Source organism: Amycolatopsis sp. NPDC049868 (assembly GCF_044461365.1).
Lineage (GTDB): Bacteria > Actinomycetota > Actinomycetes > Mycobacteriales > Pseudonocardiaceae > Amycolatopsis.
Window position 1 is genome coordinate 116,470 of sequence record NZ_JBITKV010000007.1, and the last position, 26,967, is coordinate 143,436.

24 protein-coding genes are annotated in these 26,967 nt (G+C 67.6%); 19 read left to right on the forward strand and 5 right to left on the reverse strand.

Annotated elements, in window-relative coordinates:
* Positions 1-144: 144 nt before the first annotated feature.
* The 5 genes from ACIBTM_RS27630 to ACIBTM_RS27650 all read left to right on the forward strand — a co-directional run bounded on the left by ACIBTM_RS27630 (position 145) and on the right by ACIBTM_RS27650 (position 2,321).
* Complete coding sequence (locus ACIBTM_RS27630) at positions 145-282, forward strand: hypothetical protein (RefSeq protein ID WP_395880053.1); 138 nt, start codon at positions 145-147, stop codon at positions 280-282.
* A 103-nt stretch (positions 283-385) separates the two neighbouring features.
* Positions 386-1,000, forward strand: coding sequence for an SMI1/KNR4 family protein (locus ACIBTM_RS27635; protein WP_395880054.1), 615 nt, complete (start codon positions 386-388; stop codon positions 998-1,000).
* A 357-nt stretch (positions 1,001-1,357) separates the two neighbouring features.
* Positions 1,358-1,594 (forward strand): hypothetical protein, encoded by a 237-nt coding sequence (locus tag ACIBTM_RS27640; RefSeq protein WP_395880055.1) that lies wholly within the window; start codon positions 1,358-1,360, stop codon positions 1,592-1,594.
* Between the two features lie 3 nt (positions 1,595-1,597).
* The gene (locus ACIBTM_RS27645; protein WP_395880056.1) at positions 1,598-1,963 is read left to right on the forward strand and encodes a hypothetical protein; all 366 of its coding nucleotides are present in this window, start codon (positions 1,598-1,600) and stop codon (positions 1,961-1,963) included.
* Between the two features lie 61 nt (positions 1,964-2,024).
* Positions 2,025-2,321 carry a hypothetical protein gene (locus ACIBTM_RS27650; RefSeq protein WP_395880057.1) on the forward strand — a complete coding sequence of 99 codons (297 nt, stop codon included), beginning with the start codon at positions 2,025-2,027 and terminating at the stop codon, positions 2,319-2,321.
* Positions 2,322-2,475: 154 nt separating this feature from the next.
* Here the strand turns inward: ACIBTM_RS27650 and ACIBTM_RS27655 are convergent, their stop codons facing one another.
* The gene (locus tag ACIBTM_RS27655; RefSeq protein ID WP_395880058.1) at positions 2,476-2,967 is read right to left on the reverse strand and encodes a hypothetical protein; all 492 of its coding nucleotides are present in this window, start codon (positions 2,965-2,967) and stop codon (positions 2,476-2,478) included.
* 237 nt (positions 2,968-3,204) lie between these two features.
* A complete protein-coding gene (locus ACIBTM_RS27660; protein WP_395880059.1) occupies positions 3,205-4,953 on the reverse strand; it encodes a helix-turn-helix domain-containing protein in 1,749 nt (582 codons plus the stop codon).
* 125 nt (positions 4,954-5,078) lie between these two features.
* Here ACIBTM_RS27660 and ACIBTM_RS27665 point away from each other — a divergent pair, with 125 nt between their 5' ends.
* From ACIBTM_RS27665 to ACIBTM_RS27700, 8 genes are read left to right on the forward strand one after another with little or no spacing between them, the layout of a single operon-like run.
* Positions 5,079-6,569 (forward strand): aldehyde dehydrogenase family protein, encoded by a 1,491-nt coding sequence (locus ACIBTM_RS27665; RefSeq protein ID WP_395880060.1) that lies wholly within the window; start codon positions 5,079-5,081, stop codon positions 6,567-6,569.
* 40 nt (positions 6,570-6,609) lie between these two features.
* A complete protein-coding gene (locus ACIBTM_RS27670; RefSeq protein WP_395880061.1) occupies positions 6,610-7,995 on the forward strand; it encodes an MFS transporter in 1,386 nt (461 codons plus the stop codon).
* Positions 7,995-9,185 carry an FAD-dependent monooxygenase gene (locus ACIBTM_RS27675; RefSeq protein WP_395880062.1) on the forward strand — a complete coding sequence of 397 codons (1,191 nt, stop codon included), beginning with the start codon at positions 7,995-7,997 and terminating at the stop codon, positions 9,183-9,185. The genes ACIBTM_RS27670 and ACIBTM_RS27675 overlap by 1 nt, the downstream gene beginning before the upstream one ends.
* A gap of 28 nt (positions 9,186-9,213) precedes the next feature.
* Positions 9,214-9,654: a hypothetical protein gene (locus ACIBTM_RS27680; protein ID WP_395880063.1), complete on the forward strand. Its 441-nt coding sequence runs from the start codon at positions 9,214-9,216 to the stop codon at positions 9,652-9,654.
* A complete protein-coding gene (locus tag ACIBTM_RS27685; protein WP_395880064.1) occupies positions 9,651-10,613 on the forward strand; it encodes an amidohydrolase family protein in 963 nt (320 codons plus the stop codon). Before ACIBTM_RS27680 ends, ACIBTM_RS27685 begins: the two co-directional genes overlap by 4 nt.
* Complete coding sequence (locus ACIBTM_RS27690) at positions 10,610-11,713, forward strand: NADH:flavin oxidoreductase/NADH oxidase (RefSeq protein WP_395880065.1); 1,104 nt, start codon at positions 10,610-10,612, stop codon at positions 11,711-11,713. The genes ACIBTM_RS27685 and ACIBTM_RS27690 overlap by 4 nt, the downstream gene beginning before the upstream one ends.
* Before the next feature lie 12 nt (positions 11,714-11,725).
* Positions 11,726-12,421 (forward strand): VOC family protein, encoded by a 696-nt coding sequence (locus ACIBTM_RS27695; protein WP_395880066.1) that lies wholly within the window; start codon positions 11,726-11,728, stop codon positions 12,419-12,421.
* Positions 12,422-12,439: 18 nt separating this feature from the next.
* The gene (locus ACIBTM_RS27700) at positions 12,440-13,753 is read left to right on the forward strand and encodes an MFS transporter (RefSeq protein ID WP_395880067.1); all 1,314 of its coding nucleotides are present in this window, start codon (positions 12,440-12,442) and stop codon (positions 13,751-13,753) included.
* A 172-nt stretch (positions 13,754-13,925) separates the two neighbouring features.
* Here the strand turns inward: ACIBTM_RS27700 and ACIBTM_RS27705 are convergent, their stop codons facing one another.
* On the reverse strand, positions 13,926-15,074 hold the full coding sequence (locus ACIBTM_RS27705; RefSeq protein ID WP_395880068.1) for a helix-turn-helix domain-containing protein: 1,149 nt from the start codon (positions 15,072-15,074) through the stop codon (positions 13,926-13,928).
* Positions 15,075-15,252: 178 nt separating this feature from the next.
* On the opposite strand from ACIBTM_RS27705, the gene ACIBTM_RS27710 reads away from it, so the two are divergent.
* From ACIBTM_RS27710 to ACIBTM_RS27735, 6 genes are all read left to right on the forward strand, one after another.
* Positions 15,253-15,834: a TIR domain-containing protein gene (locus tag ACIBTM_RS27710; protein WP_395880069.1), complete on the forward strand. Its 582-nt coding sequence runs from the start codon at positions 15,253-15,255 to the stop codon at positions 15,832-15,834.
* 11 nt (positions 15,835-15,845) lie between these two features.
* Positions 15,846-17,975, forward strand: coding sequence for a PQQ-binding-like beta-propeller repeat protein (locus ACIBTM_RS27715; protein ID WP_395880070.1), 2,130 nt, complete (start codon positions 15,846-15,848; stop codon positions 17,973-17,975).
* Between the two features lie 36 nt (positions 17,976-18,011).
* Complete coding sequence (locus ACIBTM_RS27720; RefSeq protein ID WP_395880071.1) at positions 18,012-18,431, forward strand: hypothetical protein; 420 nt, start codon at positions 18,012-18,014, stop codon at positions 18,429-18,431.
* Entirely contained in the window at positions 18,428-22,309 is a 3,882-nt protein-coding gene (locus tag ACIBTM_RS27725; protein ID WP_395880072.1) for an AAA family ATPase, read from the forward strand. The genes ACIBTM_RS27720 and ACIBTM_RS27725 overlap by 4 nt, the downstream gene beginning before the upstream one ends.
* 1,715 nt (positions 22,310-24,024) lie before the next feature.
* Positions 24,025-24,333, forward strand: a complete 309-nt coding sequence (locus ACIBTM_RS27730; protein WP_395880073.1) for a nitroreductase family protein — start codon at positions 24,025-24,027, stop codon at positions 24,331-24,333.
* 40 nt (positions 24,334-24,373) lie between these two features.
* On the forward strand, positions 24,374-25,132 hold the full coding sequence (locus ACIBTM_RS27735) for a class I SAM-dependent methyltransferase (protein WP_395880075.1): 759 nt from the start codon (positions 24,374-24,376) through the stop codon (positions 25,130-25,132).
* Positions 25,133-25,207: 75 nt separating this feature from the next.
* On the opposite strand, the gene ACIBTM_RS27740 is transcribed toward ACIBTM_RS27735, so the two are convergent.
* The gene (locus tag ACIBTM_RS27740; protein ID WP_395880076.1) at positions 25,208-25,825 is read right to left on the reverse strand and encodes a response regulator; all 618 of its coding nucleotides are present in this window, start codon (positions 25,823-25,825) and stop codon (positions 25,208-25,210) included.
* The gene (locus ACIBTM_RS27745) at positions 25,767-26,957 is read right to left on the reverse strand and encodes a sensor histidine kinase (RefSeq protein WP_395880077.1); all 1,191 of its coding nucleotides are present in this window, start codon (positions 26,955-26,957) and stop codon (positions 25,767-25,769) included. Before ACIBTM_RS27745 ends, ACIBTM_RS27740 begins: the two co-directional genes overlap by 59 nt.
* Positions 26,958-26,967 lie beyond the last annotated feature (10 nt).

A 26,967-nucleotide genomic window follows, 5' to 3' on the forward strand; every position in this document is an offset into this window, starting at 1 on the left:
CCGGTGCGGTCCAATGTGCACAGACACTGGTCGTGGACGGGCCGCTGACCTCGATATTGCATGGTTTCTGTGAGTTCGGGATCGCTGCTGTGGCTGGGTTTTGGTCGGAAATCGTGCTGTGGGCAGGGTTGTGGGCCGACTGTCGTGGCGGAAGCCGGCAACCGCTTGCGCTCCTTCAACCAAACCCACCGGATCCTCGACGTGGACCGCCTGATTCCGCAGTGGAACAAGGTCTTGGACCCGAACGACCAGGAACGCTTCTGGGTTCCGATCACGCCCTAGAATCGGGCACGCTGGATTCATGACCAGGTGAGGTGTGCCCGGCATACCGGGCGCACCTCACCTGCGCCGAGCCCCGGACGTAACGACGAGAAGGTGGGTATTCGTGACCGCACCGGTGAACCAGCTGTGGCAGCAGATCATGAACGTGCTGCGGGAACACGCCCCGGCCACCGCCCGCGAGATCCGGCCTCCCGGCCCCACCGACGATATCCGAGAGCTTCAGCGCCTCATCGGACTCGCGCTCCCCGATGACCTCGTCGGCTGGTGGACGCTCATGGACGGCATCGTCGATCGCTACGACCAACGAGCCGGGGACTTGGTGCCGCCCGCTTTCGTCCCCCTCGCGGTACGACGAGTTCACGAGGAATACCGGCAGGTGTCGGAGTCCACCGCCACAGACCCGACATGCTGCGGCCCAGGCCACGTACACCAGAACCACGCGGGCGATGACGGAGGCCCGTTCTGCACCGCGCTTGTGCCGATCTGCCGTGATATCACTGGCACCTCATTGTGCGTGGACCTACGCTTCGGGACCGACCACGGCATGGTCATGACGATGGCGCCTGGTGACGGTTTCAGCGCGACGCACTGGGGAAGCGTGACCGAGATGCTCGCCGAGATCGCTGAACGACTGGACGCCTGCGCCCGTCAAGCCGAACTTCCCTACGGCGAAAAGCACCCCACGGTCAACGGCGAGGGCATGCTCCAATGGCCGTAAGAGAACATGGCTGAATCGCGCAGGCCATAACCTCTGCAACCGTGATCTCCCAGCCCGGCAGAGGGCCACGTAGCTGCTCGAAGCTGCGGAGAAGGTCAGCCCCGCCAGCTCGGAGACGACAATGCGATGGTGGACGGCGCGAAGGCCGGCGAAGGATCAGCCCCGCCTACGCGGGGACGACCCATTTGAGGAATGGCCGCAGCACCACCAGGACGGATCAGCCCCGCTGCCCGCGGTCGAGGTCCACGCGGACCAGACCTTCGCGGAACTCGCCGACTCTTCCGTGATCACCTTGCTCCTGCTCGGAATCACCCTTCTGGTGCTGACACGGGGCGGCACTCCGGTGGGGTGCTTCCGGTGGCGCGACTGTCGGACTACCTCGCGTCCGGCATACATCCCTTGTCTGGCGACGAGATGGGCCCGGCCGGCGCATCGTCCGACGGAGCGCTGCCAGGCCGGGTGCGGCTCGCCGCCGCCCACGTCGCTTGCGCGTACTGCGGCTACCGCAACACGCTCGAGCACTGGAACGCGCGCAGGCCGCCGCGGTGCGCCAACCCCGAGCGCGCGCCGCACGACCTCGAACTGGGCGGGTGACCCGTGCTCACCGATGTCATGCGGGAGACCACCGGTCTGCTCGACCGGCGCTTCCTGCTCAACGCGCTGCTACCGACCCTGTTCACCCTCGGCCTGCTCGGGACGGTCGTCGCGAGCACACTCACCGATCCGGCCACGGCGTTGCGCGCGTGGAACACGCTCGACGGCACGATCAAGGTGTTGGCAGGCACCGGCGCCGTCGTCGTCGCCGTGCTGATCGCCGCCATCGTCTCAGGGGCGGCGCGGTCGCAGGCGCGCCCGGCGGCTCGGGTGCGAACGCGCCGCGGCGGACTATCCAGCCGACCCGGCGGACGTTCTGCCGACCCGGCTGGGCAATATCCTGCGTTCCGCCGAGAGCCACCCGTATGACCGCTACGGCGCCGACGCGGTCCTGACCTGGCCACGCCTGACCTGCTACTGGAGCGCGGCAGTGCTCGCCTGGGCCACCTACCGCGGGGCGCTGGCACCAGCCCGTCTCTACGGCGACCAGGTGCGCGTCGCGTTCGACTTCTACCGCCAGGAACTGCTCACCCGCCTCGGCGTGAACGGCGACGAACATTGGCCGCGGTTGAACCAGTTCTGGCACCGCAACATCCCACTCGGCACACCGCTACTGCCCGAGCCCGACGACCGCTCTGCGGTGCGGACACTGCCGTCGGTTTCGCTGAGCGTGCTCGTGTGGACCCTGCTCGTCGTGAGCGGACTCTTGGTGGTGTGGCTCAGGTAGTCAACCGTCGCACAACCTCCCATGGAGCGAACCGACGCGCGGCACTGAGCCTTTTTCATCCTGGGCTGGATGTGTTGCCGCGCAGGGCTTCTTGCTGATCCCAGGTTGACTGTGTTCGTGCGCTGAGGTTCGCAGTTGCGGCAAGGGGGAGCCGTTAGGTGAGGCTCTTCCGTCGCGCTCTCATGTAGTGTGTTCCGCTGCTTCCGCCCCAGCCTCCGGTAGTCGCGATGTCCCAGCCTTTCTGTTGTCGCATCTGCGATGCGAACGTCTTCAAGTCGTGGATTTCGCATCCGCAGGCGAGCCGGACGTTGATGGTGATGTAGGTGCCGTTCGGTTTGTCTTCGGTGGGGTGGATGGTCCAGCTGGCTTGATGTTGGTGGTCGGCTAGGCCGGTTCGTGCTTCGTCGTGGATGATCCCGAAGGCGCGGGCGTATTGATCAAGGTCGTCGATGGCGAAGAGGTGGGTTGACCATTGGCCTGGCCAGGCGGCGAATAGACGAGACTCGCCGGCAAGGGCGCGGCTGTAAGCACCGGTGTCCGTGCCCCAGCGGACGCTGCCGTCGGTTGCGACCTCGATGTAGCACATTGTTTGGAGGGTGTAAGGGAATTCTGCACCCATCGCGCCCGCGCTTCTCGGTTCTTGCATCGTGTCTCCTGTTCGTCAGCTCGGATCAAGCTTTCCATGGTTGGCTCTGGGCGCGGGCGGCGCTGCGGGCGCGGCGGAGGTGGCAAGTGCGCGCGGAGTGCGCGGTAGAGCCCGTCGCAGATGCGCCTCCTGTGAAGTTTGTGAGTGCTGACAGTAGGTTCGTGAGGTGTGGGTGTGTCTTTTGGGCGTGTCCGCCACTGAAGGATTCGCCAGTCTTGGGCTTCGAGTGCAAAGCCTTCATGACATGTCGTCTCGGGACAACCCGTGTGCGACGTCCAGCACCGTCAAGGCGGAACGGGCTTCCAACGCGGTGGCTGGGTCGCGCAGATCCAGCCCTGTCAGCGTCTCGATCCGGCGTAGCCGCTGGCTGATCGTGTTGGGGTGCAGCACAAGTGCCTGGGCGGTGGCCTGGCGGTCCAGCCGGTGGGCCACATGCGTGCGGAGGGTTCGCACCAGCGCGGTGCCGTGGACCTCGTCGTGCCGGATGAGCGGGCCGAGGACCCGGTTCGTGTAATCCCACAGCGGTGCCGGATCGTCGAGCTGAAGCAAGAGACCGGCGACGCCGAGCCCCTCGAGAGTGACGATGCCGTCGGTGCGCTCGTCCCGCCGGGCAACGGCGAGCGCACCTCGGGCGATCCGGTATGCCTCGGCGAACTCGTGCTCGGTGGGCTCGGACACCGCGACCGTCACCGCGGTGACTCCGACGGCCGCGGACAGGGCTTTACGCAACGCTTCGGCGATGTGCGGACCGGTGGAATATCCGGTCGCCGACACCGGCCAGAGCGCGACGACGGCGTCCCGGTGCTGTGCCACCAGAGGCCGCGGGCTGACGGTGGACGCGAGCCGGTTCGCCTCTTCGGTCGCGCGTCGGCGGGCGTGGGCGCTCTGACCGCTGGTGCTGATCTCGCCGACCAGCGCGTAGTGCGGGCACGCCAGGTCGTGGCCGAGCAACCGGGCCCGGTGCCGCAGCGCGTCCGCTCGCGGATCTGCGCCGCCGAGCAACTCGGCCAGCAACTCGCCACGCAGGTTCTGCTCGACCTCGAGCGCGGTACGGCGGCGCAGCAATTCCAGCGACAGCACCACCGACGCGTGTTCGAGCGCCCTTCTGTCCAAAGTGGATAGAAGTCCGGCGTGGCCGGGCAGCCAGACCCGGGCGGGGACCTCGCCGGAGAGGACGACGTCGGCGACGACATGGCCGTCCTCCTCTCGGACCAGGTCCGTGCCCGGTGGTGGTTCGGCTGGTCGCCAGCCACCGGCAGGCGGTTCGGTCGCGGGTCCGGCCGAGGCGAGGACCTCGCCCCGTGCGTCCTGCAGCACCACCGCGGTGTCGAGCAGGTCGTGCAGGGCGGCGGCGATCCCCGCCATCCCGCCGGAGCGAACCGACACCCGGAGCAATCGTTCGTGGATCCGCTCCGAACGCGTCACCAGCTCGTGCTGCTCGCGCAGGTCCGCCACGAGCCGGGCCGAGGTGATCGCGATCGCGGCGTGCTCGGCGAGCAGTTGCAGGCGACCGGTCTCCTCGGCGTCGAACTCGTGCACCGCCGAGCGGTAGCTGTTCAGGGTGCCGATCACGCCGGACGCCGTGACGAGCGGGACCGACAGCATCGACCGGTAGTCCTGGTCGTGCGCGACGCCGCCCCAGATGAATCCGGGCTCGCGGGAGATGTCGCTGACGGCGGCCGGGCGGCCGGAACGGTAGGCGCGGCTGGACGGCGCGCCACTGCTCGCGTCGGCTTCCAGCGGGACTGGGTGATCGGAATTCACCCTGACCACGTAGGTGGCGGAGAGGCCGTCCCAGCCGGCGATCACGAGGTTGCGTTCTTCCGCGTCGGGTACCAGGACGCCGCAGAAGTCCAGACCGAGTAGTTCCCGGGCGGTCGACGCGACGAGGTCGAGCACCTCGCGCAGCCCGCGGCCGGAGTTCACCGCCGACGTCAACGTGCCGATCGCGCTCAGCCAGGCGCGCAGCTCAGGTTCGTCGTCCACGAGCGCAGAGTGTTTCACGAGACACATCATCTGTCGATTTGTGTATTCCACGACATGGTTTCGGGTGTCGGCGTGGATCAGACTCGGGAGCACTCTGCCGCCGGATCAGTTCAGGAAGGGCCGGAATGTCGACGACGACCGCCACGTCCCCTACCCACTCGCCCGAGGCCGCCGGTGACGGCCGCCCGGTGATCGACCCCGCCACCGGTGCCGTCATCCGCGCCGTCGCCGACAGCTCGCTCGCCGAAGTCGACGCGGCCGTCGCCAGGGCCCGCGCTGCGTTCCTCGACGGCGCATGGCCCGCGCTGACCCGCACCGCGCGGGGGAGGTTGCTGCTGCGCGCAGCGGACGTCATCGAGGAGGCCGCGGACGACCTCTACCGGCTCGAGACCCGCAACAACGGCCGTCCGGTCACCGAGACCCGCGCCCAGCTGTCCCGGGTGCCGGAGTGGTTCCGCTACAACGCGGGACTGCTCGCCGCGCAGCGGGACGCGGTGCTGCCCTCCGATGGCCCGTACCTGACCTACCAGCGGCGGTCCCCGCTCGGTGTCTGCGGCATCATCACCCCGTTCAATCACCCGTTGCTCATCCTGGCCCGCAGCCTGTCCGCGGCACTGGCCACCGGAAACACCGTGGTGGTGAAGCCGTCCGAGACCACCCCACTGTCCACTCTGGCCTTCGCTGAACTGCTCACGAAGGCAGGGATCCCCGACGGTGTGGTGAACGTGGTGACCGGTGGCCGCGAGGTCGGTGAGCGGCTCACCGGTCATCCGGACATCGCCAAGATCACGTTGACCGGCGGTACCGAGGCCGGGCGGGCGGCGGCCGTCGCGACCGCGCATCGGTTCGCCCGGGTGACCGCCGAACTGGGTGGCAAGACCCCGATCGTCGTCTTCGACGACATCGACCCTTCCGTCGCCGCCGAAGGCGCCGCGTTCGCCGCGTTCGTCGCGGCGGGGCAGTCCTGTGTGGCCGGGTCGCGGTTCCTGGTGCACCGCGCGAACTACGACCGTTTCGTCGCCGCGCTCGGCCGCCGGGCCGAGGCGATCCGGATCGGCGACCCGTCGGATCCGGCCACCCAGATCGGCCCGCTGGTCAGTGCGGCGCAACGCGACAAGGTGCTCGCTCTGATCGAGGCAGGCCGCGCCGAAGGAGTACGGGTCGTGGCGGGCGGCGGCGTCCCGGAGCTGCCCGCCCCGCTCGATCGCGGATTCTTCGTCCGCCCCACCGTGCTCGCGGACGCCACGATGGACATGCGGGTGGCGCGTGAAGAGATCTTCGGCCCGGTCGCCGTCGTCGTCCCTTTCGACGACGAAGCCGACGCGATCGCCAAGGCCAACGACAACCGGTTCGGCCTCGGCGCTGGGGTCTGGACCCGTGACCTCGCCCGCGGGCACCGCGTGGCCGATCGGATCCAGGCGGGAATGGTCTGGGTGAACGACCACCACCGGCTCGAACCGTCGCTGCCCTGGGGCGGCATCAAGGAATCCGGGACCGGCCGCGACGCCGGCATCGAGTCCTTCGACGACTTCACCTGGCTCAAGACCGTCGTCGTGCGCACAGCGGACGACGACGTCGACTGGTACGGCTCCGACACCCCCGGCCGCCTCAACTGACCCTCCCGAGCACGTTCGACCTCCGGCAAAGGAGCCGTTCATGTCGAATCCCCCCACCCCCGCGCCGGGGAACTGGCGTACCGAGATCACCCGCACTCAATGGCTCGTCCTGGCAGGCACCACGCTGGGCTGGGCGCTGGACGGGTTCGCGGGCAGCCTGTACGCGCTGATCCTCGGCCCGGCGATGACCGAATTGCTGCCGCACAGCGGAATCCTGCCGGATTCCGGCTCCATCGGCCTCTACGGCGGCCTGACCGTCGCGCTCTTCCTGTTCGGCTGGGGCACCGGCGGAATCCTGTTCGGAATCCTGGCCGACTACTTCGGCCGCGTCCGGGTGTTGTCCGCGGGCATCGTGACCTACGCGGTGTTCACCGCGTTGGCGGCGTTCGCGGACACCTGGTGGCAGCTGGGTGTGCTGCGTTTCATCGCCGGTCTGGGTTCCGGAGTCGAGGCGCCGGTCGGCGCCGCCCTCGTCGCCGAGGTGTGGCGTAACCGCTACCGGGCTCGCGCCTGCGGCGTGATGATGTCCGGCTACGCACTCGGGTTCTTCCTCGCCGCACTGTCCTATGCCATTCTCGGCGCCTACGGCTGGCGGCTGATGATGGGCATCGCCGTCCTCCCGGCGCTGCTCGTGTACTTCCTCCGGCGGCACGTACCGGAGCCGCCCGAGATCCGCGGCACGATCGCCGCCCGCCGCGCCCGCCGGGTCAGTGGCCGTCGCACCGAACAGGATCGATTCGTACTGGCCAGGTTGCTCACCCCGCCGTTGCTGCGGCCCACGCTGATCGGCACCGCTTTGGCAACCGGCTCACTGGTCTCGTTCTGGAGTGTCTCGTCCTGGTATCCGCAAGTGATCCGGCAGGCCACCGCGGCCGCGCAGCTGGGCCCGGACGTGGCGAACTCCCGTGTCGCGCTCGCCTCCATGCTGTTCAACGCCGGAGGTGTCGCAGGTTACGCCACCTGGGGCTTCCTCGCCGACGCGATCGGCCGTCGCCGAGCGTTCCTCACCAGTTTCGCGATCTCCGCGGTGAGCGTGGCGTTCCTCTTCCCGTTCCGGCCCGGCTGGGGAGCCTTCCTGGTGATCATCCCGATCGCCGGATTCGGCCTCTACGGCGCGCTTTCCGGGATCCTGGTCTACGGGCCGGAGCTGTTCCCCCCGTCGGTCCGGGCCACCGGAATGGCGCTGTACAACGGAATCGGCCGCTATCTCACCGCGGCAGGCCCGCTGGTCGCCGGAGTGATCGCCGTTTCGTGGTTCGGCGGCGATCTCGGCCTGGCGACCAGCTGCGTCGTCGCGATCGGCCTGCTCGGCGCCATCGGCCTGCTCTTCGCACCCGAGACGCGCGGCCTGCCCCTTCCGTCCGATCCGGACCCCGTCCCGGTTCCCGCCCCGGGGACCGCGGCCCGTTCCGAGGAGAATCTCTGATGCCCCAGTACACCCACGCCCGCGCCGCCGTGATCGGTGGCTCGATCGGCGGGCTCACCACCGCGTTGTTGTTGCGAGACCTCGGTTTCGCGGTCGACGTCTACGAGCGCACCCCGACCCCGCTCGACGGCCGCGGCGGCGGCATCGTCCTGCAGCCCGACACCGTCCGCTGGTTCGCCGAGCGCAGCGAGCAACACCCCGAGGCGTTGTCCACCGCCACCGAATACGTCCAGTATCTGGGGCCGGACAACGAGATCCTGCACCGCGAACGGCGCCGATGGACCTATACCTCCTGGGGCACCTTCTACCGCGCGCTGCTCGCCGACTTCGGCACCGAGCACTACCACCTCGGCGAGTTCGCCTGCGGTGTTTCCCAGGAAGCCGACCACGCGACCGTCCGCTTCGTCAGCGGCAAACAGGCGCAGGCCGAACTGGTGGTGTTCGCCGACGGGATCACTTCGATCGGCAGGCGGGCGCTCGACCAGGACGCCGAGCTGGAGTACTCCGGCTACGTCGGCTGGCGCGGCACTGTGCCCGAGCACCTGCTGCCCGGCGGGACCAGGGCAGTGCTGGGGAACGCGATCTCCTACAGCGTCGTCCCGCATTCGCACATCACGCTGTACCCGATCCCCGGTGAGACCGGCACCGGCCCGAAGGACCGGCTGGTGAACTACGTCTGGTACCGCAACGTTCCCGCCGGCGCCGAGCTGGCCGAGATGCTGATCGACAAACGCGGCTTCACCGGCGCCGTTTCGCTGCATCCGGGCCAGGTCCAGGACCGGTACGTCGACGAGATGCGCGCGACCGCCGCGGAACTGCTCGCCCCGGCGGCGGCCGAGGTCGTCACCGCCACCGAGCAGCCCTACGTCCAGGTGGTCTCCGACGTCCGGTCGGCGAAAATGGCCGACGGCCGGATCGCCCTGCTCGGCGACGCCGCCTCCGCCGCCCGCCCCCATGCCGCCGCCGGCACCGCCAAAGCCGCCGCCGACGCCTGGGCACTGGCGGACGCGCTGACCGCGGCCGACGGCGACATTCCCGCCGCGCTGCGGAAATGGGAGCCCGGGCAACTCGAACTCGGCGCCCGTCTCTTGGCGCGGGTGAAGGAAATGGGGGAGCGCTCGCAGTTCCACAACACCTGGACGCCCGGCGACCCGGAGCTGCGCTTCGGGCTTTACGGCCCCGTCCGCTGAGCACACCGACCCGAAGGGAAACCCTGAGATGACCGACACCGGATTCCTGTCCGACCTGCCGCTGGCCGGCGATCTGGTCGGCACCGACTTCGAGGGCTGGAGCCCCGGGTTGCGCGCCGAATTCGAAGCCCACGCACACGACGGAGAGGTCGGTTCGCGGCTGCTCAGCGCGAACGACCGCGTCCGGGTCTGGGAGATCCGGCTCTCACCGGGCGAACGATGGCACGCCCACCGGCACGTCCTGGACTACTTCTGGACCGCCGTCAACGCCGGGCGCAGCCGCCAGCACACCAGCGACGGCACCACCCGCGAAGTCTCCTACGAAGCAGGCGAGACCCGGCACTTCACCTTCACGAAAGGGCAGTATCTGTTGCACGACATCGAGAACATCGGCGACACAGAGCTGGTCTTCACCACCGTCGAGCACCTCGACAGCGCCAACACGCCGCTCCCGCTGGACCGGCGATGAACGCCGCGGGACCGGTCGACGTGCACGCCCACTGGCTGCCCGAGGAGCTTTTCGGGCTGCCGCCGGGCGCGCCGTACGGGCCGCTGCGAGACCGTGACGGGCAGCTGCATCTGGGTGAGGTGCCCCTGTCGATCGCCACCCGGGCGATGAGCGACGTCCCGGCGATCCGGGCCGACATGGCCGAAGCCGGGATCGCGGTCCGAGTGCTTTCCGCGCCACCATTCGCCTTTCCGGTGGCGGGTCCCGCCCCGGAGTACGTCGATGCTTTCAACGACGCACTCGGGGCGGTCGTCGCCGACTCCGCCGGCGCGTTGCTCGGGCTAGGGCTGGTTCCCTTGGACGATGCCGCGTCGGCCACCACGAGGCTGGAGCGACTGGTGTCGATCCCCGGGATCGCCGGAGTCGCGATCCCGCCGCTGCTCGGCGGTGAGTCACTGGACGGCGGGGTTCTGCGGCACGTGCTCGGCGAGTGCGCCCGGCTCGGGCTTTCCGTGCTGGTGCACCCGATGCAGTTGCCACGGCCCGAGTGGAGCGGCCACTACCTGGCCAACCTGATCGGAAACCCGGTGGAAACGGCGACCGCGGTGGCTTCGCTGCTCCTCGGTGGGGTACTCGACGCCTTGCCGGGACTGAGGATCTGCTTCGTCCATGGCGGCGGCTGCACACCGGGACTGATCGGTCGCTGGGACCACGGCTGGCGCACCCGGCCAGACGTCCGCCGCGACTCCGCCAGGCCACCCGGCGAGGCGGTACGCGACCTGTGGTTCGACACCGTCACACACGATCCGGGGCTGCTCGGGCTGCTCACCGAGCACGCCGGGAAGGACGCGATCGTCTGCGGCAGCGACTATCCGTTCGACATGGCCCAGCGTGACCCGGTCGGCTTCGCCACCAGCGGCGGCTTGGACACCGCGACCTTGGGCGCGAACGCCCGCGCCTTCCTCGGATCGCAGTCGTGAGCGCGCTGTTCGAACCGCTGCGGCTGCGCGGGCTCGAGCTGCCGAACCGCGCCTGGTTGTCGCCGATGTGCCAGTACAGTGCCGGTGCCGACGGCGTCCCCACCGACTGGCACCTGGTACACCTCGGCGCCCGGATCACCGGCGGGTTCGGACTGGTGCTGACCGAATCGACAGCGGTGTCCCCGCAGGGACGGATCAGCGCGGCGGACGTCGGACTGTGGTCGGCGGAGCAGGTCGACGGCTGGCGACGGATCACCGATTTCGCACACGCCCACGGCACCGCGATCGGAGTCCAGCTCGGGCACGCCGGGCGCAAGGCCTCGACCATGGTGCCCGGCCACGGACGAGGATCGCTGCCGCCCGAGCAGGGCGGCTGGCCCGCGCTCGCCCCATCCGCCACGGCGTACCGCGGGTTCGCCACACCGGTCGCGGCGTCAACCACCGAGCTGGACCGGATAGTCGCCGACTTCGCCAGTGCTACCGAACGCGCGGTGGAGGCCGGATTCGACGTCGTCGAGATCCACGCCGGACACGGCTACCTCCTGCACCAATTCCTTTCCCCGCGGGCCAACCACCGCACCGACACCTACGGCGGCCCGTTCGAGAACCGGATCCGCCTGCTGGTGCGGGTGGTCGACGCCGTCCGTGCGGCCTGGCCGGACGACCGGCCGCTGCTGGTGCGGATCCCGGGCACCGACTGGGTGGACGGCGGCTGGACCCCGGAGGAATCGATCGAGCTCGCGGTACGGCTGGCCGGACGCGGAGCGGACCTGCTCGACGTCACCACCGGCGGCCTCGATCCCGATCAGCGGATCCCGGTGGGTCCCGGCTACCAGGTGCCGTTCGCGCGCCGCGTCCGCGCCGCCGTACCCGGCGTAGCGGTGTCCGCGGTCGGGCTGATCACCGATCCGGAACAGGCCGAAGCGATCGTCGGCGATGGTGACGCCGACGTCGTGCTGCTCGCCCGCGAAGCGCTGCGCGACCCGTCGTGGCCGTTGCGGGCGATGGCGCGGCTGGCGCCGCGGCGGCTGACGGAGAGCTATCCCTGGCAGTACAGCCGGGCCGTGCCCGCACCATCCACAGTGGACTTGACGAAATGACAGGAGCACGCCGTGATCAGCCTGGATCACATCGCCGTCTGGTCGGACAACCTCTACCGGACGACCGCCGACCTCAGCCGGGCCACCGGACTCGGTAGCGCCGACGGCGGCTACTTTCCCGGACTGGGACTCGGCCAAAAGGTGCTTTCCCTCGGCGGTTACGTCTACATCGAGGTCGAGAGCATCGTCGAACACCGGATGATCACCAGGCGTTCCCCGATGGCGCTGGAGCTGGAACGCCAGACCGCGAACGGGGACTGCTTCGCCGGGCTATGCCTGCGCAGCGACGACCTCGACGAGATCGCCGCCTTCGCCCGGCACCACGGGATCGCGCCGACGGAGGACATCGACGGCGGCAAGGTCCGGATGGTCGCGGCGCAGGGCACCGCACCGTCGGTGCACGCACCGGACTTCCGGAACTCGTGGCGGCTCGGCAAACCCAACATCTACTACGTCCCGGACCTGACGGAGCACTCCAGCCTGCTCCCGTGCCAGCCCGGCACCGGCGACGTGCGGGGCACCGGCGTCGTCTCGATCGAGATCGGAGGTACCGAGGCGGACCTCCGGTCCTGGCTCGGCGAGGTCGCCGAGCCGGCGGACCTGGGCGTCGAGATCACCTACAACGGTGGCCCGGACGGGTTGTACGCGGTCACCTTCGACTCGACGGATGGTCCCCGCACCATCCGCCTCGATCCCATCACCCTCTGATCCCCGTAGGAGCCACGAATGTCCACGATCGTTTCCGGCACGACCGCGGTGGAGAGAGCCAGGAACGCGCGCCGCGCCGCGGTTTCCGGGTTCTTCGGCAGCGCGTTGGAGTACTACGACTTCCTGATCTACGGCTCGGCCGCCGCGCTGGTCTTCACCAAGGTCTTCTTCCCGGCCAGTGGCGGAGCGGGCACGCTGCTGTCGATCGGCACGTTCGGCGTCGCCTACATCGCGCGGCCCTTCGGCGCCGTGCTGTGGGGACACGTCGGCGACAAGCTGGGGCGACGGACGGCGCTGGTCCTCACGATCGGGTTGATGGGCGTCGCCACCTTCGCGATCGGATTGCTGCCGTCGTACGCGACGATCGGTGTCGCGGCGCCGATCCTGCTGGTCGTGCTCCGGCTGGTGCAGGGGTTGTCGGCGGGCGGGGAGTCACCGGGATCGAGTTCACTGACCGTGGAACACGCGCCGGACGGCAAGCGCGCGTTCTACGCCGGTTTCTCCATGAGCGGGATGCAACTGGGGATGGCGCTGGGCAGCCTCGTGTTCGTGCCGGTCGCGGCCTTACCCCAGGAACAGTTGCTGTCTTGGGGCTGGAGGCTGCCGTTCCTGCTCAGCGGGCCGTTGACGCTCATCGCGTATCTGCTCCGGCGCAAGCTCGAGGAACCGGAGGTGTTCACCGGGATGCGGCAGCGTGACGAGCGCGCCCCCTTGCCCATCATGACCCTCCTGCGCGAGCACTGGGTGACTACCCTGCGGGTGGCGGTGTGCAGCGGGATCAACGTCGTCGGAACGATCTTCAACGTCTTCGCGCTGACCTACGCGACTGGCGCGGCGGACGTGCCCAAGCCGGTGATGCTGGCCGTGGTGTCGCTGGGAAACCTCGGTGCGGTGGTGGTGGCCCCGCTGGCGGGGTGGCTGTCGGACCGGATCGGGCGGAAGCCGGTGTTCGTGCTCGGCGCGCTTGGTTCCAGCGTGTCCTTGTTCGTGTTGTTCAGCGCGATCGACGCCGGGAACATCACGCTCGTGTTCGTCGCCGGAGTCGTCGGGATCAGCGTCTTCTACATCATGCCGGTCGGTGTGGGCGCCGCCTACTATCCGGAACAGTTCCCGGCCCAGGTCCGCTACACCGGAATGGCGGTGGGGCTGATGCTCGGACTGCTGGCGTCCGGCTTCGCCCCGGCCCTCGCGCAAGCGATCAGCACGGGAGCGAGCACCTGGCTCCCTTCGGTCTGGATTTGCGTCGGAATCGCTGTCCTGGCGTCGATCGCCGCGGTAGCCGGACCCGAGACCTACCGGACCCCCACGGCCCACCTCGGTGGTCGCTGTTGAGGTGGGTCCGTGGGTGATGTGCGGCCTTTCGGGGAATCGAGATCGTTACGAATTATCGATCGATGTGCATCCTGAAAGTGTCACCCCGTCTCGGATGCACGTTCGTTCCCACCTGCGCAGCTTTGCTGAGAAGCGGTATCGCCGATGGACGTGGATCGAGTCGGGCAGGTGCTCATACTGACGTCCGAGCCGGACGCTGTTCGTGCACGACGGCTGCCGCGGTTTCGACGAGGTTCTGCTGGCCAGGTGTGATCTTTTTAGTCCGCGCCTGGCCCACGAAGCGGCCCAGGTCTGCCCGGATGGTGGCGGAGTCCAGTCTTCGGATCGTGGGCAGGAGTTCCTCGATGACATGGCACGCCTGATCGAGGTGATTGATGCCGGCCATGGCAGTGGCCTGCCGGACCGTGAAGCGGGTGCGGGAGTTGCTGTTGTGTGGGTACGTGGGGTGGCGCTCGAGTTCGATGGCGAAGAGGTCGGCGGCGTGTTCGAAACGCCGGAGGCTGATCATGCATGACGCTTCGATGAGGCGTGGGTTTCCGTTCTCGATGCGTGGGCCCCAGCGGGCCTCGTGCTTGTTGTCCTGCTGGGCGTGGTCTCGCGAGCGCTCCAAGGCTTCTTGACAGGCCCCGTAGTCGCCGATGAACGCGTGGTACTGGGCTTCGCGCCGCGCTGCGTGGGCGCGTATCAGTGGCGTGGAGGCGTGATGGCCTGATGCCTGGCAGGCCAGCCTGATCGCGGTGGCAGCATCGCCGCGGTGCTCGGCAATGAACGCTTTGCGGACGAGAGCGTAAGCGGCCATCGTCTCGTCTCCGCCATTCGCGCCCCAGCGAACCGCGAGTTCGGTCCAGTGCAACGCCCCGGCGGAGTCCCCTGCCTCCTGCTTCATCCACCCCGTGTATTCGGCGAATCTCGATGCCAGCAGCCAGATTTCATCGCGCCCGTCAGCATCGGCCCGAGCGGTGGTCTCGGTCAGGATTCGCGCGATGGACCGCAGCGAGGTGTCCACGAATCGAGGACCGGCGGACCTGCCGATGTCCTTCAGCTCCTCCAGGATCCGCTGGTATCCGGCGATGAGCGGGTCGAGCTCGACGGGGCTGTCGGACGGTGCGCTGCGACGAGCGGTTTCGACGAGTCCGATCAGTGTGCCAGCGGCGCCGAGCGCCGCGTCGCATGCCGCGGCTGCTGCGGACGTCGGGTTACGGCGCCCGCTCTCCAGATTACAGATCTGACCCTCGGAAACATTCGCGCGCCGAGCGAGCTCACGTACGGTCCACCCCCGCCGTGCTCGAAGCCTTGCCAGCTCGACGCCGAAGTCGCCCATGCCAGCCAGGGTAGGCGGTGGCGCGGGTGGAAACAAAACGCTGAAGGACGCCCGATCGCTATTCGGATCAGGTTGAATAGCCGGATAGAGGTCCAACCCTGCGTTCGGCCGATACGGTATCTCCGAAAACCTTTGTCAGGGTGGGTGGCCTAAAGGGGGTGGGGCGATTATGCCCCGTGTGTTCCTCAACTTCCGCAAAGCGGACTCGCGCTGGATGAGAGACCGCGTCTATCAAGCCTTGGCCGACAGGTTCGGGGAGGGCGAGTTCTTCAAGTCGGGCGAGTCGATCCCGGCGGGTGCCGATTTCGCCGAGATCCTGCGGCGCCAGGCCGCCGAGTGCGAGCTGATGCTCGTGCTCATCGGCACGTCATGGCTCGACGCCTGTGGCGACGACGGCGCGCGGCTCCTCGACCGGACCCATGATTGGGTCCGCGTGGAGATCGCGACTGCTCTCAAGGCGGGAAACCGCGTCGTCCCTGTCCTCCTGGGTGACGGGACGATGCTGCCCGAGGCATCGGCGTTGCCACTTGAGATCGCAGAGCTCGGGCGGCTGCAGTTTCTCCGTGTTCCGGAGACTCACCTCGCGGAGGAGCTTGACCGACTGTGTACTGCCGTCGGGACTCTGCTGCCTGATATCGGGTGTGGGTCGGCAGTCGGCACGGCAGCCGCCGCCGAATCGGCGGTGACCATGACAGCGCATGTGTCCGGTGGTGGCAGTGCGTACCAGGCGGCGCGCGATCAGACGATCAGGCTGGCTTAGGGGTGGGGACGGTGGACGATCTCAAAGCGGGCGATCTTCAGCAGGCTGGGCCGTATTCACTGATCGGAAAATGGGGCACGGCCGGTGCGGGAGAGATCTTCGTGGGGCGCTCGGTTGGCGGGCGTGTCGTACTGGTCACCGTGGTCAAGCCTGAAGTGGCCGAGGCTCCGGAGTTCCGGGAGCGGTTCCGGGCCGGTGTCGAGGCGGCCCGGGCGGTATCCGGGGACTTCATCGTGCCGATGGTGGATGCTGACCCGGACGCGCAGCCCCCTTGGTCGGCGACCGCGTTCGTCCGGGGATTGCCGCTTCGGCGGGCGGTGAACCGATACGGCCGGCTGGCGGAACCGGCCCTGCGGAAGGTCGTCGCAGGGCTCGCCCAGGCGATGATCCGAATTCATGCGGATGGATTGATCCACTCCGATGTAGGGCCGGACTCGGTGCTGCTGACGGTAAACGGACCTTGTATTTCCGCATTCGGCACTGTCGACGCCGGGTCACCGATGGACGACATGTTCGATCTGGGCGCAACGGTGCTGTTCGCGGCCTCGGGAAGTGAGCTTGAGCGTGTCCGGGTCGCCGAGCTGGACACGGTCACCAGCGCGCTGCCGACGTCGCTGCGCGAGGTGATCGGCGGCTGTATGGACCCGGATCCCTCGAGACGGCCCACCGCCGAGCAGGTCGTTGACTATCTCGACCGCCAGGATCTGCCGCTCCCTTCAGGAAACTGGCTGCCGGCGGAGCTGGCTGCCGACATCGAGGCACTCGCCGCGGCAACGCAGTCGAGAACGGTCGGCGGCAAGATCAGCCGTCGACATATGATCCTTGGTCTGACTGGAGGCGCGCTCCTGATCGGTGGCGCGGCCGCCGCAACCGTGGCGTTCTCCTCCGAGGACCGGTCACCGACGCCCGCCGGCCCCTCGGCGCGGACGCCTTCACCGGCGACGTCGTCGACAGGCGAACCGATTCCGATCATCCTGGACGCACCGGATGCGACCAAGGCATGGACGACCGCCGGGGGCAGCGCCCCGAGGTATCTTGAGGCCTCCGACAAGGTGGTCATGATCGTCACGGACAAGACCACGGCCTTCGTGGACGCCTCGACGGGGAAGCCCGCGCTGCGCGCGCTGAACTCCACCAGCATGTACGGGTCGAACGATTGGTCCCCGACAACGTACGCGGGTGGGGTCTTCTACTATCTCTGCGACCTGCCGGGTGGGCGCCACACGGTGGCCGCGGTCGACGGGACCACTGGGGACGCGAAGTGGGCGACGTCGATGGCCATGGCCGATGCCGGCAGTGCCTCGACCTACCGCGCGAGATATGTCGCGGCCAATGGCAACACCGTGTACGTGTGTGGGCAGGTGCAATCCCGGGCGTCCTCGACCTCGGAAGAGACGACCGGTTACATCCGGGCGTTCGACGGCGCGACCGGCAAGGGACTGTGGCGGGTCGAAGGTACGGATATCAACAATGTGCTGGTGCCGCCCTCGGGCTCGCACCTGCTCGCGGCGTCGAGCGTCCCGAGAGGCCAGGCGGGCCAGGTCCAGATGATCGACGCCGGCAAGCAGGGGGCCCGTGGCTGGAAGACAGCCATTCCGAAAGCCGCGTATTACTTCAGTACCGGCTGGCCGTTGACGTGCTACGCCGCTGGGCTCTTCTTTTTCGCCGGTAATTCCGGCGACACACTCTTCGCCGTCGACGCGGCGACCGGTGTGGAGAAGTGGCATCAGCCGTTCGAGGCGAATAGCGGTGACCAGGTCCGGATCGGCAGCCTGACCGCGAGCTTGGACGGCACGACGATCTACGTGCCGGTGGGCAGCGACCTCGTTGCCCTCGGTTCCGCCGACGGGGCTCTCAAGTGGGTAGCGAAGCTCACCGGAGCCAGCCGCATCGGCGGGTCCAACATGTTCAACGCCTCACTCAGAACCACCGGCAAGAGCGCGCAGTGCTCGGCCGACACCGTGTTCGTCACCGACACGGCCAAGACCCTTTGGGCCATCGACGCGGCCACAGGCAAGGCCCGGTGGAAGTACAACGACCCAGGGCAGCCCGATCTCGGGTTCAAGTGGACCGTGGGTGGTGACCACGTGTTCATCGCCTCGAATCTGACCTTGACCGCGATCTCCGCCCACGGAAAATAGGACGGCGACGGGGAGGAAAGTGTGGATATTTCGGATATGGCTGGGGAACTGGCATCGGCCGCCGCCGAGCATTTGATCGATCTGTTGGCCACGGACGGCTGGGCCGCGATCAAGGCCTCGGTCCTGTCCTTGTGGCGGCATTCGCATCGTGAGCCCGTCGAAGCCGAACTGACCGAGGCTCGCGCCGATCTGGTGCGGGCCACAAAGGCCGGTGACAGCATGGAACTCCAGGGCCTGCTGGTCGCCGAGTGGCGGGCACGTCTCGCCAGGCTGATCGCGGAGCGACCGGAGGCTGCCGACGAGATTCGTACGCTGTTGTTCGAGAGGTCACGTGATGCGGGATCAGCGGGGCAGCAGACCGCAGCCTCGGTGACGCTGAAGGCGAGAGTCTCCGGCGGCGGCGACGCCTATATGGCGGGCAGGGACATGACGATCGCCAAGGGCGGGGCCGAGTGACCGAGCCGGACGACCGCACTCGATCCAGCGGACACCCGTTCCGGCAGTCGATCAAGCTGGAGGCGTCCGTCACGGGCGGGGGAGACGCCAACCTGGCGGGCCGGGATTTGACCATCATCAACAAGCCCGACGGGCCGCGCCGCACCTGGCCTGGTCCGGAAGCTCGCGCGATGCTGTGTCCGTATCCAGGGTTGATGTCGTTCGGCGAGGAACAACAGGACTGGTTCTACGGCCGGGACCAGATGATCCACACCGTCTTGGAGCGGATGGACGCCCGGATACACGAGGGCGGTCCGCTGATGCTGATCGGTCCGTCCGGGGCGGGGAAATCCTCGCTCCTCGCGGCCGGCGTGCTCCCGGCGCTGCGTGGAGGCCGGTTGCCGGTGAAGGGATCGAGCGAGTGGCCACGGTTGCTGCTCACCCCGACGGCGTCCCCCGCCCTGGCGCTGGCCGTCGCCGCCGGAGCTGATGCCGACGATGCCCGCCGCCAGGCCGAGACCTGGCGGTCCGATCCAGCGCGGTGTTCGCTGGATTTGCGCAGGATGACCGGTTCCGACGCCGCGTCGAAGGCCGGGGAGCGTCCCGAGACTGGTCTGATCGTGGTGGTGGACCAGTTCGAGGAGGTCTTCACGGCGTGCGCCGATGAGGCCGAGCGCGAGTGGTTCGTCGAGGTATTGGACCACCTGGCCAAGCCCGCGGGCGATACCGCGGTGGTGCTGAGCGTGCGTGCGGACTTCTACGCCGCCTGCACGCCTTATCCACAGCTTCGGGCGGCGCTGCAGGCCGGACCGGTGGTGCTGGGCCCGATGACCGAGAGCGAACTCAAGGAGGCGATCCGCCTTCCCGCCGCGGACGTGAAGCTCGAGGTCGAAGACGGCTTGGTCGAAGTGTTGCTGACCGACCTCGGAGCGGTCGGAGGCCTGGCAGGCGCGGGCGCCGCCGGTCGGTTGCCACTGCTGGCACACGCGCTACGGGCAACCTGGCAGCAACGCAGCGGCCACCGGCTGACCGTGGACGGATATCGGGTCACCGGCGGGATCCAGCGTGCTCTCGCCAATACGGCGGACCGGCTGTTCGACGCGCTTCCGCCGACGAGTCGCGACATCGCACGGTGGGTGTTCCTGCGACTGGTCACCGTGGGACGCGACGCGGACGACACCCGTCGTCGGGCCAGATACGACGATCTGCTCAGGCACGCACCGGATCCGGAGGCGACCGAGGCCGTCCTGGACAACTTCACCCGCGGCAGGCTCCTGACTCGCGATCAGGACGCTGTGGCGATCACGCATGAGGTGTTGATCCAAGCCTGGCCGCGCCTGCGGGAGTGGATCGAGCGGGACCGGGACGGCAACCTGGTCCGGCAGGACCTCGAAGAGGCCGCCGCTGCCTGGGATGACGCCGGGCGGGAGCCAGGCGCGTTGTATCGCGGCAACCGCCTGGAGCTCGCTCAGACCTGGGCCGAAAAGCACACGCAGGACCTCAGCGCCGAGGCCCGCGAGTTTCTGGCCACCGCCCAGCGCCATCAGCGTCGCGGGCAGCGGCTCCGGAGGTCAGCCGTCGCGGCGATCAGCGTGCTCGCTGTGGTCGCCTCTGTCGCCGCCGTGGTCGCGTTCGTGCAGAACGCCAACGCGATCCAGGCTCGCGACGAAGCTGTCAATGCCGCCGTCACCTCGAAGTCTTTGCAGCTGGCGCCCACCGAGTCCGCGCTGTCCGCGCAACTCGCCCTGGTCGCCTACCGCATGAACCCGACCCCGCAGGCGACATCCCGGTTGATCACCGCTGAGAACACGCCGATGGGTATCCGGTTGCCTGGTTCCGAGGGCTCCGCCTACACCGTGGCCTACAGCCCGGACGGGCACACGCTGGCCGTCGGCTACGTCAACAAAAACATCGTCCAGCTCTGGGACGTCTCTGACCCCAGCCACCCGGTCACATTGGGCGGGCCCCTTCCCGAAGACGCTTCCGTCGACTCCGTCCTGGCGGTCAAGTTCAGCCCGGACGGCCGTACCCTGGCTGTCGGTGGCCATTCCAACCACGTCGGTAACTCCGGCTCCGGCGGCTTCGTCGATTTGTGGAACCTGACCAGCCCCAGCCATCCGGTCCTGCTGGGCCGGCCGGCGAGCGTTGGCGTGAGTCCCTTCGACTTCATGAGCTCCTTCAATTCGCTGGCATTCAGCCCGGACGGCCGCACTCTGGCCGCCGGACGGGCCGCTGGAATCGTGAGCCTGTGGAATGTCGCCCGCCCGAGTGACGTCACCTCGGAAGGAGAGGTGTTCACGACCTGTATGTATCTCCGTTCCTTGGCGTTCAGCCCGGACGGTCGCACACTCGCGGCCGCGTGTGGTGCCACGGCGGGCACCGGCACCGACACCATCGGGCTGTGGAACACCATCGACCCGAGTCACCCGAAGCCCCGAGGCGAGCTGCTGAACGTCGGTAGCGGAGTCAATTCGGTCGCGTTCAGTCCCGACGGTCGCACACTCGCGGCCGGGGTTGCAGACAACACCGTGCGCCTGTGGAGCCTCACTGACCTGGAACATCCAGTCCCGTTGGGCAAGCCGCTGACCGGGCCCGCCCAAGCGGTGATGTCGGTCGCGTTCAGTCCCGACGGTCACATGCTGGCCGCGGGCAGCGCCGATCACACCGTCCACTTGTGGAATGTCACCGCTCCGGAGCGTGTGGCACCGTTGGGCAAACCGCTGGCGGGTCCTGCTCTACCGGTCATGGCGGTCGCGTTCAGCCCTGACAGCCGCACTCTCGCGGCGGGGAATGCCGACGGCAACGTGGATCTGTGGAACCTGCCGCCGACGCAGCTGATCGGCGGGGGTGGCAACCTCGCTTCGGTCGCGTTCCGCCCGGATGGCCGCACCCTGGCCGCCGGGAACCAGAACGGCACCGTCAGTTTGTGGAATACGACCGATCCCAGCCATCCGGCCCCCAGAGGTGCGCCCCTGGCTGTGAGTTCCCAGGCGGTCAATGCAGTGGCGTTCAGTCCTGACGGTCGTACCTTGGCCGCCGGTGACAGCGTCGGCACGGTGACTTTGTGGAACGTGGCCGACCCTGACCATCCCGTTCGCCTCGGAGAGCCACTCACCGGAGCCGGCGGGCTGATCTTCTCCCTCGCGTTCAGCCCCGACGGCCATACCCTGGCCGCGGCCGGAGACGACTACGAGAAGTCCTCCGGTATCGCCCTCTGGGACGTCGGCGACCCCGCGCACCCCACCACCAAAGGCGAGATCCGTACGGATCACACGAGATCCATCGTGTCGATCGCGTTCAGCCCTGATGGTCGCACGCTGGCCACCGGCGGCGACAGCAGCACCCACGAGGTCGGTCTGTGGAGCACGACGGCTTTCGCACCGTCGGTTCGCATCGGTCAACCGCTACCTCAACCAGCCGGAACCCATACCTGGGTGGCCTTCAGCCCGGACGGACACACCCTGGCCACCGGGAACAGCAATGGCACCATCACCCTCTGGGACAGCACCGACCTCAATCACCTCACCCCGAGAGGCCGGCCCCTGGTGATGCCCGGCAGCAGCCTCTGGTCGATCGCGTTCAGCCCTGACGGCAAAACCCTGGCCGCCGCAGGCCACACGAGCGTGGGCACCATCGCGTTGTGGAACGTCGTCGACCCCGACCACCCGACCGAGATCGGTGAACCGCTGACCGTCGCCACCGGACCCGTCTCTGTGTTGGCGTTCAGCCCGGACGGTCACACCCTGGCCGCCACCACCGACAACGGGGTCGCCACTGTCTGGAACCTGAAGGTCGAGGCCGCGATCCGGACCATCTGCGCGAACAGCGCCGGCGCCTTGAACAGTCAGAACTGGAGCACATACGTCCCGATAGTCGAGTACACGCCACCCTGCCCTTAGGCATGATCGGCTCCCACTCCGAGGGTGGCACAGCCCTGCGCCGGCGCACCACCGACGGGTACCTGCCTGCGGCAGAACCACGACGTCGACCTAGTGTCGGAGCACGCCGACTGGGTCCGGATCAGTTTGTCCACAGCGACGCCGACGACCGTGACGAGGTCCCGTCCAGAAGGTGGAGGCGATCGTGTCGGCACAGCAGCACGACCAGTGGCTTCCGGGCGATCGATGTGCATCCCGGAGGAGCCTGTCCGGGGGCACAGACAACATCCCCACAAGCTCAGGCGCGGCTTCGCGCTGGAGTTCGTGGGAGGGCGTCACGTCGGTGGCCGTCAGGGCCATGCCGCAGCATCGCTGCCGGCCCCGGTCGCTTGCCCGCCCGTTCTCGCCATGCGGAAACCGTTGAGTTGAACGGGTCGATCGGGCAGTCGGTCCGTACACGCTCACTCAGGGCGAACACCACCGACGTGCCATCGGGCGGACGCCTGGTCTGTCTCCTGCACGCGAAGCCGAGATCCGGACGTGGAACGAGTGAGACCAGGCCAAGGTGCTGGTGGTGGCGGTCGGCCGAGGAAGGCGACCCGGCCGGCGTACGGCTATATCGAGCCGGGGTTGTTGTTGTTGTTCGCATCGAAGATGCAATGATGCCGAACTGGTCGTGCGGATGGCGTTGTGTTCTCTGTCTCGTGTTCTTTCGCGGTAATCGGCAGTGCCAATATAGGGTCGTGTCAGCGTGACCTGCGAAAAAGAAGGAGCGCGATCGTGCGCGCTCCCGTAGGTTCGAGAGAATGAGAAATAGGCTACGGAAACTTCACGTCGGGGGACGGGCCTTCACCTGGCGTGCGCGGATCGGCGCGATCTCAGACGACGAGGGAGTTCGCCATCGATGTATCAATGTACGGGTATGGGGTGCCGGTAAGAACAGCCGAGCGCTGGAGACAGACCTGATTTCCCAAAGCGCAGGCGTGGGATGGGAGCCTGCCGATGCGGATGGATCGTACCCGAGCGTGGTCGACATTCGACGACTCATCGAACACGCGCTGGCTCTCGGTTGGGAACCGGACGCGCGCGGTGGAACCTTCCTGCTTGCGGCACGCCATGGGATTGAACTAACCGACTTCTTGGTCGTCGGCAGAGCGCACGACTCCACTGCGTCAGGTCTGACTGGCTGATTGATTCACTCGCATGGGCTCGCAAGAAATGCTGAGCAGTAGTTCTGCACCAGGGAGTCGTTGTTCTCGGGACTTTCGGCGTTCTGCGGACAGTCGAGCGGGACCGCAAAGGCGCGCTGGCCGAGAACCGGATCTATTGATCAATAGCGCCGAAACGCCGATCACGGTATCAGAGGTGGCCACCGCACGCCGACGGGCTTGGTGGGGTCGGTTGCCAGGGCGAGCTTTTCGGGGGAGTCCTGTGTTCGGCAGTGAAAAAGTCACATTCGAAGTGGTGAGGTCCTGTACTGGCGCCGAATCGGCTGCGAGCTGAGCATAAGTGGCACTGAATAGCAACGAGCGGACTGAGGCCTCCTGATTTTAGATCGGGCGAAAGGGTGGTGGGCGGGCGAGTGAAGAACGTTCGTTCGGGGTTGGTTCTGCTCTTCGTCACCGGTCCGCCGACGCGACCTTGACCGAAGCGATCGAGCAACGCCGCCCGGGGTGTACCGCCACCTCCGGGCAGAGCACCCTCTCGCACCGAAAGAGGATCGATTCGATCCAGCGGTGTTGCTCGCGGCCGCGAAAGGCGTGGCGGGAACACCACATCGCCCGGACGTCCTCGTCGTGCTGACGTCGAAAACGAACGAGCCGGCGGGAAAATATCAAGGGCTCGGCTATTCGCTGACGCCGCGTAACGCCGGAGTCGTCTACCAGAACCTGTATCTCTTGGCGGCCGCGACGGGGTTGGCCGCGTGCGCGCTCGGTTTCGGCGACAACGCGCTGGTCCGGCGAGCGTTGTCCTTGAGTTTCCCCGACGAAATACCGGTCGGGGAGTTTATGCTGGGCACTTGCCCGGAAATTCGGACGGATTAGACCGGAAACAGGAGTGATGCGGTGTCCACCAGGGAATCCCATGCGTAACGGGAAATATGGAATCGATGCGCCTTATGTGCCGATCGGATACGTGCTGGGCGGGTCGCTGGCCTGCGGTCTCGGTATCGCGAACGCACTCACGGACGGGTTCGTCACCTCGATCGCGCCCTTGACTGTCGGCGTCCTGATGTTGCTGTGCGCGGGTATCTATCTCCACACCACCTTCCGCGGCAAGTTCCGGATCTGGGCCGACGTGATCGATCGGCTCGACCTCGCCGCGGACTCGCGGGTTCTCGACCTCGGCTGCGGCCGGGGCGCGGTCCTGTTGATGGCGGCCGAGCGGCTCGGCGAGCACGGTCGCGCCGTGGGCATCGACCTGTGGCGAAGCGTGGACCAATCCGGCAACAGCACCGAGGTCACCCTGAAGAACGCGGAAGCCGAAGGTGTCGCGGATCGGGTCGAACTCCGCACCGGTGACATGACGGAATTACCCTTCGCTGACGAATCCTTCGATGTGGTCGTCAGCAGTCTCGCCATTCACAACATCAAGGACCCCGGGGGCAGGGAAGCGGCTGTGCGGGAAGCGGTTCGAGTCCTCAAACCCGGCGGCAGGCTCGCGTTCGCGGATCTGCGGGTCGCTCGTGAATACGCGAAAACGTTGTCGGACCTGTCCATGCAGGACGTTTCCTTGCGCAGGCAGGGCCGGCGAGGCTGGTGGAGCGGCCCGTGGGTCACCACGCGACTGGTCACCGCGAGGAAGCCCGTCCGCAAGTCGAATATTGCTACACACACCAATTGACTTCGAAGGGCCCGGTGTTGACGAAACATCGGTCGGCAGCGAAGACGGTATGGCCGATCTCCGGGTGAGTGACTATTACCGAGCGGCCGGGAATGGCTCCAATAGCCAGCCGGAGTCGTTCGCTATACGAACGGCTTCGAGTTTGTTGCGGGCATTGAGCTTTTGGAGTATCCGGGTGACGTGATTGCGGACAGTGCCTTCCGCCAGGTGGAGGCGTCGGGCGGCGTCTTTTGCCGTGTCTCCGGTGGCCATGATGCGCAGCAGGGTTCGTTCGCGTTGGGTCAGTGGGTTCGAGATGCCATGGATCGCGGACCGGAGCAGCTCGGGTGAGATCGCGAGTGTGCCGTTGTGAACGTGGTGAATGGCGTCGATCAAGGTGTCGACGGAGACTCCCTTCGGCAGGAAGCCGAGCACGCCCATATCCAGTGCCTCGCGTACGGCGCCCGGTTGATCGTGTGCGCTGAGTATCAGCACTTTGCAGGTCAGTCCGCCGTCCTTGATGGCGCGTGCGACGGAAAGGCCGTCGATGCCCGGCAGGTCCAGGTCAAGTATCACGAGATCGGGCGTCACCGCGGTGATCAGGTCGAGCGCATGATCGCCGCGATCGGTTTCGCCGACGACGTCAAGATCGTCTTCAAGTGACAGCAGGCCGACGAGTGCTTCGCGTAGTACCTGCATGTCCTCGACCACCACAAGCCTGATCATCATCGTCCTCGATCGGTATCTCGACGACGAGACGGAAGTTTTTCGCCGCGTCGTGTCCAAAGTTCACTCGCCCGCCGAGGTCGGCGACTCGCTGGGTGATGCCGGCCAGGCCGGTCCCGGCGGGCCCCGGTCGTTCGCAGGCGCCGTTGTTCTCCACGGTCAGCCGGAACCGGTCGTCGTGTATTTCCGTGCTGAGCCAGCATTGTCGCGCGGCGCTGTGGTTGAGCACATTGGTGACGCCCTCGCGAAGCGCCCAGCCTACGACCTGGCCGATGCGGTTGTCCGGCTCGGCGTCGATGGCGACGCGGCACGCGACGCCCCCTGCTTCCAGCAGCGCGGTCCCGGTCGCGAGTTCATCGGCGAAGACCGGTCGCAGTTCGCCCCTGGCGACCTTGCGGACGTTGCGAGCCGCGCGCTCGGTCAGCTGCTGTACTCCACGAAGTTCGCCGAGCGCGCGGGCTTGGTCAGAGCCGGCGACGCGGGCGGCGAGTTCCACGCGTAACCCGATCGCGGTGAGTTCTTGGCCGAGGGTGTCGTGCAGGTCGCGCGAAACCCGCGAACGTTCCTGGGCCACCGCCAGGGCGGCGAGCTGAGCCTGTGTCCGCCGCAGCTCGGTCGTCGTCTCGGCCATACGCAAAACGGTGTATCCCAGTAGTCCGGCGAGAGCCTTGTGCAGCACCAACGCGCCGATCGCCGGCGCGGGTACGACTCCGGCCCACTGGGAGATCAGATCGATTGTCACGATGGAGCCGAAGCCCAGGAATGACCACGGCCTGGGCAGCGTCACCAGAACCGTGCACGCGAAGATCAACGTCAAGGTGCCGTCGCGGCCGATGATGATCGTCATCGGCACGGTCAGCAGAAATTGCAGTGTCAGGACGGGAACAGTCCACCGCCAGTGCGGCATGCCTTGGTGGAGGCGTCTTACCGCCGCCCAGATCTGTAATGCCACCGGGAGGACCAGTAGTGGCAGGATGCCCGGAGCCGCTGCCAGCTTGCCGTTGAGCTCGGGAAAGGCTGCCAGGACCCCGGAACGCAGCGCCAGCAGGCTCAGGGGCACCCCTGCCGCGACAGCGGCGACGAGCAAGGTCGGCCGCTCGAGCAGCTTCCGGTCGATCATCGGCCAGTGC

Coding starts and splice junctions, on each gene's coding strand:
- ACIBTM_RS27655 (WP_395880058.1), bottom strand. CDS start 2,967: ATGCAAGAACCGAGAAGCGCGGGCGCGATGGGTGCAGAATTCCCTTAC.
- ACIBTM_RS27665 (WP_395880060.1), top strand. CDS start 5,079: ATGTCGACGACGACCGCCACGTCCCCTACCCACTCGCCCGAGGCCGCC.
- ACIBTM_RS27670 (WP_395880061.1), top strand. CDS start 6,610: ATGTCGAATCCCCCCACCCCCGCGCCGGGGAACTGGCGTACCGAGATC.
- ACIBTM_RS27675 (WP_395880062.1), top strand. CDS start 7,995: ATGCCCCAGTACACCCACGCCCGCGCCGCCGTGATCGGTGGCTCGATC.
- ACIBTM_RS27680 (WP_395880063.1), top strand. CDS start 9,214: ATGACCGACACCGGATTCCTGTCCGACCTGCCGCTGGCCGGCGATCTG.
- ACIBTM_RS27685 (WP_395880064.1), top strand. CDS start 9,651: ATGAACGCCGCGGGACCGGTCGACGTGCACGCCCACTGGCTGCCCGAG.
- ACIBTM_RS27700 (WP_395880067.1), top strand. CDS start 12,440: ATGTCCACGATCGTTTCCGGCACGACCGCGGTGGAGAGAGCCAGGAAC.
- ACIBTM_RS27705 (WP_395880068.1), bottom strand. CDS start 15,074: ATGGGCGACTTCGGCGTCGAGCTGGCAAGGCTTCGAGCACGGCGGGGG.
- ACIBTM_RS27720 (WP_395880071.1), top strand. CDS start 18,012: ATGGCTGGGGAACTGGCATCGGCCGCCGCCGAGCATTTGATCGATCTG.
- ACIBTM_RS27735 (WP_395880075.1), top strand. CDS start 24,374: ATGCGTAACGGGAAATATGGAATCGATGCGCCTTATGTGCCGATCGGA.
- ACIBTM_RS27745 (WP_395880077.1), bottom strand. CDS start 26,957: ATGATCGACCGGAAGCTGCTCGAGCGGCCGACCTTGCTCGTCGCCGCT.